At 42.3% G+C, this 4,375-nt stretch carries 4 protein-coding genes and 1 pseudogene; 3 read left to right on the top strand and 2 right to left on the bottom strand.

Going from position 1 to position 4,375, the window contains the following annotated elements; genetic code table 11:
• On the bottom strand, nucleotides 1-1,607 hold a 1,607-nt coding region (locus B9T16_RS26305), incomplete at its 3' end, for a heavy metal translocating P-type ATPase (protein ID WP_410246139.1).
• Between the two features lie 209 nt (nucleotides 1,608-1,816).
• Here B9T16_RS26305 and B9T16_RS26300 point away from each other — a divergent pair.
• The 3 genes from B9T16_RS26300 (at nucleotide 1,817) to rbsK (ending at nucleotide 3,842) form a co-directional block, all read left to right on the top strand.
• Nucleotides 1,817-2,284, top strand: a complete 468-nt coding sequence (locus B9T16_RS26300) for an EVE domain-containing protein (protein WP_006616860.1) — start codon at nucleotides 1,817-1,819, stop codon at nucleotides 2,282-2,284.
• Nucleotides 2,285-2,564: 280 nt separating this feature from the next.
• On the top strand, nucleotides 2,565-2,825 hold the full coding sequence (locus tag B9T16_RS26295; protein WP_350308522.1) for a SpoIIE family protein phosphatase: 261 nt from the start codon (nucleotides 2,565-2,567) through the stop codon (nucleotides 2,823-2,825).
• Nucleotides 2,826-2,903: 78 nt separating this feature from the next.
• The gene (gene rbsK, locus B9T16_RS26290) at nucleotides 2,904-3,842 is read left to right on the top strand and encodes a ribokinase (RefSeq protein ID WP_410246138.1); all 939 of its coding nucleotides are present in this window, start codon (nucleotides 2,904-2,906) and stop codon (nucleotides 3,840-3,842) included.
• On the opposite strand, the pseudogene B9T16_RS26285 reads toward rbsK, so the two are convergent.
• Nucleotides 3,822-4,375: pseudogene (locus B9T16_RS26285) on the bottom strand (serine/threonine protein kinase); the annotation flags it as partial. The gene rbsK and the pseudogene B9T16_RS26285 sit on opposite strands and share 21 nt — an antisense overlap.

Here is a 4,375-nt window from a genome sequence, read left to right as displayed (position 1 = left end):
GCATCATTAATTCCATCCCCGACAAAGGCAACTTTACGATTATCTGGAGTTMGTAATTTCTCCAGTTGCTTGACTTTATCTTCGGGCATTAATTCGGCATAATATTCATCAATATTTAAGGTTTTGGCAAGGCGATCGGCTACGGTTTGATTATCTCCGGTTAGCATGACTATTTTCTGCACTCCTTGTTTTTTTAGGGCTTCAATAGCAGCCACAGAATCGGGTCGGACTTTATCGGAAATTAGGATATATCCGGCATAGCGATAGTCTACGGCTAGATGAATTACTGTGGCACCTACATCACAGAGGGGATGGTCAATTTTTTCTAAGTGTAACAGGCGATCGCCTCCGGCAATTACTGTCCGATTTTGGAGTTTGCCTTTCACTCCACAGCCGGGGATTTCTTGATAATCTTCGATTAAGGTTTGGCTCTGTGAATCTCCATAGTATTGACGAATGGCTTGGGCGAGAGGATGGTTAGATAGGGATTCTATTTGAGCGGCGATCTTGATTAGTTCTGCCTCGGTAAAGTTATTATAAGGCACTATTTCTGTGACCTCAAACACGCCAGCAGTCAGGGTTCCGGTCTTGTCAAATATTACGGTTTTAACGGCGGCTAAATCGTCTAAAAATGTGGAGCCTTTGACTAATATTCCCTGTCTGGCTGCCCCTCCAACTCCGCCAAAGTAACCGAGGGGAATGCTAATGACTAAGCCGCAGGGACAGGAAATGACTAATAGAATTAATGCCCTAAAAAACCATTCTTGATGACTGCCTAAATTTAAGAGGGGGGGAATTAAGGCGATCGCGATGGCTAAACTTACCACAACTGGGGTATAATACCGGGCGAAGGTGGTGATAAATTTTTCGGTTTTGGCTTTCCGATTTTGGGCGCTTTCTACTAACTCTAAAATTTTGCTAATGGAAGATTCGTTAAATGGTTTGGTGACTTTAATGGTTAATAGTCCGGTTTGATTGATGGTTCCAGCTAGGACTATTTCTCCGAGTTTAACGGCACGAGGTAAGGATTCTCCGGTGAGAGGTGAAGTGTCAATTTGGGAGGTTCCAGATATGATTTCTCCGTCTAGGGGGATTTTTTCTCCGGCTTTGACGACAATAGTACTGCCGACATTTACTAACTGGGGAGAGATGGTTTTTATTTCTCCGTTTATTAGGAGGTTTGCGGTGTCTGGACGTACTGCTAATAGTGATTTAATTGACCGCCGAGAACGCTGCACAGAAAACTCTTGGAAACCTTCCCCAATTCGATAAAATAGCATGACAGCCACGGCTTCGGGAACTTCATTAATAGCAATGGCGCACAGGGTGGCTAAACTCATTAAAAAGGTTTCATCAAATATCTGACCTCGCCAGATATTCTTTCCGGCGCTGACTAATATTTCCCAGCCTGTGAGTAAATATACAGGAATTAATACTAGATATTCCCCCCAGCCCCAAGCCGCAAGTTTTAGCCAATTGTTGAAGATTAATGCTAGGATATAAATGGCGGTTATGATTGCCAAAGGTATCAGTTCAGAGACCCGATTATCAGAGTGGCGATCGTCTCCATTACATGAACAGCAGGAACTCTGTTGATTATCAGCCATTGCGTTCTACCTAAATCCTTCCATTCTATCATTTGCGCGAGATTGTTGGCCGAGTTAATCTTAAATCATTATTAAAATTATACAACTTATCAAACTTGCTGGTCAGCTATCAGTATATATTAAGAAAAATTTAATTTTAGAGAAGGCCTCCAGAAACACGGCTAGGATGAAAAAAATTGTAGCATCATGGCAAGTAGGAGTCAGTATCAATGAGTTATTGGTTGATAAAATCCGAGGAAAAAACCTATAGTATTGACCAAATGCAGTCGGAGCAAACTTGTATTTGGGATGGTGTTCGTAACTATATGGCTAGGAATTTCTTGCGGAAAATGCAAGTTAATGATTTGTGCTTTTTTTATCATTCTAATACTAAAATTCCGGGGATTGTGGGATTGGTGCGAGTCATTGAATCTAATATAGTTGATCCTACTCAATTTGATGAAAATAGCCCTTATTATGACCCTAAAGCTACGGCTAACCATCCCCGTTGGTATACAATCCGAGTAGAGTTTGTTGATAAATTTCCCCAGATGATTTCCCTAGGCGACCTGAAACAGAAGTTTGATCCTGATGAATTGTTACTGGTGCGGCGGGGTAATCGTTTGTCGGTGATGCCAATTCGAGTAGATATCGGCGATCGCATTCTGCAATTGAAAATTAGGCATTCTGTATCCTAGTTGGGATATAATAAAGTAGTTTATTCAAGGTAGGATTAACCCATGATCGTCAACACACCCCCCCTCTGGCTGCAATCATAAACATCTAATATTGTAGCTGAAATTGCTCTGATAATTCGTCAGTCACTCCAGCTTGACGAGTTATGAGAATGTGGGTCGGATGAATTGTGATCAAAATTGAACTCTCATGCTGTTAGATTATTGTCAGGGATGATTAGAAATTAGTGGCCAGCATGAACAAGCGATTTGACGGCGATCGGGTGATGATCCTCAAGTATAAATTATAGATACCATTGATTTAGGATTTCCTGTGAGTTTGGAACCAGATATTAGTCAATTTGTCCATAAAATTACGGTTAGACTAAATCCCCAAGATGTGCTAATATTATTTACAGATGGGATTACTGAGGCGGAAAATAGCTATGGCCAACATTATGGCATTGACCGCTTGTGTGAAGTGGCACTATGTCATCATGAACAGACATCTGAAGACATAAAAAATGCCATTGTTTCTGATGTTTTTGAGCATATTGGTCGTTAGCGAATATTTAATGATATTACCTTGATTATTTTAAAGCAAAAATAGTCCCCTTAATCACCCCAATATTAACAGCAAACCATGAGTATTTTAGTTTTCGGCAGCATCAATATGGATCTAGTGGTGCAAACTCCTCGACTCCCTCAACCTGGGGAGACTGTGACCGGATATAATTTTTTATCGGTAGCGGGTGGAAAGGGAGCAAATCAAGCGGTAGCAGCAGCACGGTTAGGGGCAAAAACTGATATAGTAGGAAGGGTTGGCGGGGATGCTTTTGCTGAGGAACTTTTGGAAGAATTAAAAGGTAATCGTGTAGGTTGTAAAGGGGTTTTACGCGATAATACTACCCATTCTGGTTTAGCGACTATTGCAGTAGATAATCACGGCGAAAATCAAATTATTATTATTCCTGGTGCTAATGGTTGTGTGGGTCCTGAAGATGTGCAGAGACTACAACCTTTATGGGAGGAAGCAACATCTTTATTATTGCAATTAGAAATCCCGCTAAAAGCAGTGGAAGCGGCTATTCATGCTGCCCACAATGCGGGAGTGAGAGTAATTCTTGATCCTGCACCCGCCCCTGATGTTTTTCCTCAACAATTATATCCCTTGGTGGATATTATTACGCCTAACGAAACTGAGGCGAGTCAACTGGTAGGCTTTCCGGTGAACAATGTAGAAACTGCCCAAAAAGCTGCGGATACTCTCTTGAGTTTTGGGGTAAAAACTGCTGTGATTAAATTGGGTTCTAAGGGGGTATTTTGGGCGACTAAATCTGAATCTTTTTGGGTTCCGGCTTTTGCGGTTAATGCGGTGGATACTGTGGCGGCGGGAGATGCTTTTAATGGGGGAATGGCGGCGGCTTTGGACGAGGGGCGATCGCTAAAGGAGGCGATTCTCTGGGGGGCGGCAACGGGGGCTTTATCCACGACTCAGGTAGGGGCGCAGTCTTCTCTACCCGATCGCCAAGCCTTAGATGATGTATTGATGCCGCCTATGTCAACTTTGACGATTAATTGATTCCCAATTAGAGAGGCGATCGCGAACAATTCCCCGCCATATTTGAATTAAAGGTTCAGCTTCTATGGAGCCTTGATCACGTCTTTCTGGAAATAGTTGATAGAATTGAGTATCGGCTAAATTAAACAGTTCAGCCGTGCTAAGATTAAGGCGGTTGGCTGTACTAATCCAACTATTTAGATCGGCTTGGGTATAGCTTCCTAAGTCTTGTCGAGATTCATCACTGAGGGTTTCTAACTCATTTAAGACTTCATGGGCGATTTGATCCCAACGCTTTCGCCAAACGAAATCAACGGGATCATTAGTTAATAGTCGCCCTTGTTGTTGGGGGTAGCGAAAATAAAACTCTTCATTAACTAAAGCCATAAAAAATTGATAATTAACACCCAAATGGCGACGGCGATCGCGTAATATTTCTATCCTTTCAAGTTCGGACATTTCCCCAAATTCATCCTGGGCTGTTTCCGTAATCGAAAARCGATCKGCCCAAAAATTACCCGCCCACCAGCCAAAACTACCCATTATCACCATTG

It is taken from the genome of Arthrospira sp. PCC 8006, from assembly GCF_046480465.1.
Classification (GTDB): domain Bacteria; phylum Cyanobacteriota; class Cyanobacteriia; order Cyanobacteriales; family Microcoleaceae; genus Limnospira; species Limnospira platensis.
This window is presented reverse-complemented; position numbering and strand designations above follow the sequence as displayed.